The sequence below is a fragment of the Alienimonas chondri genome (assembly GCF_013036045.1).
Lineage (GTDB): Bacteria > Planctomycetota > Planctomycetia > Planctomycetales > Planctomycetaceae > Alienimonas > Alienimonas chondri.
Window position 1 is genome coordinate 1 of record NZ_WTPX01000319.1, and the last position, 1,717, is coordinate 1,717.

The window sequence follows — 1,717 nt, forward strand, 5'->3', positions numbered from 1 at the left end:
CCTCCGGGCCGTGCAGCGTGATCCGCCTGCAGCCGGCGGCGAGAGCCCGGGCGAGGAACCGCCGGTCGGCCACGGCGACCGCCTCGCCCGCGACCTCCGAGGACGCCGTGGCCAACTCGACCGGCTCCCCGCCCTCCTCGGCGGCCCTGACGAGGAAGAGGCCCTCCCGCACCTCCAGCGTGACGGGCCGACGGGCGTCGCCGGCGCCCGGCAGGCGGTCCAGCCGGTCGGCGAAGAAGGCCGCGTCCGCCGCGGACAGCGTAACGGTCGCCCGCCCCTCCCCGCCGGGGACGACCCGGTCGAGGTCCGGGAACCGGGCGTCTCGGGTCTCCGGCGTCCACAGCGTCCAATCGCCGGCGGAGAGGATCACGAGCGGAACCTTCGACCCGTCCGAGCCCCGCGCGATCCGCACTTCGGCGCCCTTCAATTGCGAGCATCTCAGGGCGTGCGGCGCCGGCAGCAGGACGGGTTCGTCCCAGGGGAAGGCGTAGCTGCGGGCGATCAGCAAACAGTGCGAATCTGTCGCCTCGATCCGGCCGGCGTGGGGATTCAGCCGGACGCACGCGAGGGCGTAGCGGGTCGACTCCGTGTCGGTGACGTCGGTCGCCTGCCGCAGGGCCGCGGCGAAGCCGGGTCCAGGGTCGTGGAGCCCGTCGACGGGCGGCGGGGCGAACGCCGTCGCCCGGTCGCGGTCTGCCTGCTCGAGGGCGCCGCGGGCGGACCGGGGCACGCCCTTCTCGTCCCAGTTCGCGACGACGGCCTCGCCGCCGTCCACCTCGGCGAGGGAGACGTCGCCGGCCTTGGCGGCGCCGGCGTCGGCGAGCAGATCGAACGGCAGCACGAGATCCGCCGGGGGGCGGTCCCCGGGAATGCCGAGACGGGCGCCCCGACCGTCCGGGGCGATCGCCGTGAGGAGCGTTCCGCCGTCGGCGCCGGCGTGGACGCGGACGGGCGGGCCTTCGTCGCGGCCCTTCAGGGCGAGGTGTTTTCGTAAGACCAGCCGGAAGCCGTGCAGCGTCCGGCGGGACAGCGTGAGCGGGGGCATGGGGCCTCTGGTATGCGGGGGATGAACGGGTGAGGAAAAGGCCGGCGGCGGGGACGAACCCGCCGCCGGTCGCGGGCGTCGCCGCCGATCAGTGAAAGGCGACCCGGCCGCGACCGCAGCGGTGCGGATCGCTGCGGCGGGCGGCCTGCTCGGCGTCCCAGTCGATGGGGCCGAGGTCGTCGCCGGCGTGCGTGAACGACGGCGGGCCGTCGATCTGAAAACCCATTCGGGCGATCTCGCTGACGGTCTCGCCGGTGGCCGCGGCGACGCGGCGGTTCAATTCGTGCTGGGGCATCTTTGAAAACTCCTGTTCGTGACGTGGGAAAAGAGAAAGCGGCGGGTCGGCACTGGGCCGACCCGCCGCTCGGGGGGTGAAGGTGAAAGAGCCGGACGTTCAGCCCGGCAAGGTCAGTCGGCGCCGCGTGAGCCACTCCGCCTCCGCGGCGAGAGCGGCGCTGCGGAGGGGGAACGGGCCAAGGAGCGGCCCGGCGACCGGCGAGAGGTCCGCGGTCCAGCCGCCGCCGGGGGCGGGTTCGACGTGGCTGGCCCGGGTCACGGAGCACGAGCCGATCGCGGTCGTGTCGATCAACTCGCCGTAGAGACCGCGGGCCGTGCCGTCCGGGGCGACGAACAGCTCCTGCACGGCCCCGCTCATCGCGGGCTCCGCAGCAC

General features: G+C 74.6%; 3 protein-coding genes. All 3 read right to left on the reverse strand.

Annotated elements, in window-relative coordinates:
* A partial coding sequence (locus LzC2_RS21355) for a hypothetical protein (protein ID WP_171190044.1) occupies window positions 1–1,045 on the reverse strand: 1,045 nt, incomplete at its 3' end.
* A gap of 88 nt (window positions 1,046–1,133) precedes the next feature.
* Complete coding sequence (locus tag LzC2_RS21360; RefSeq protein ID WP_171190045.1) at window positions 1,134–1,340, reverse strand: hypothetical protein; 207 nt, start codon at window positions 1,338–1,340, stop codon at window positions 1,134–1,136.
* A gap of 99 nt (window positions 1,341–1,439) precedes the next feature.
* Window positions 1,440–1,717, reverse strand: a 278-nt coding sequence (locus LzC2_RS21365) for a hypothetical protein (RefSeq protein WP_246255273.1), incomplete at its 5' end; no start/stop codon positions are given.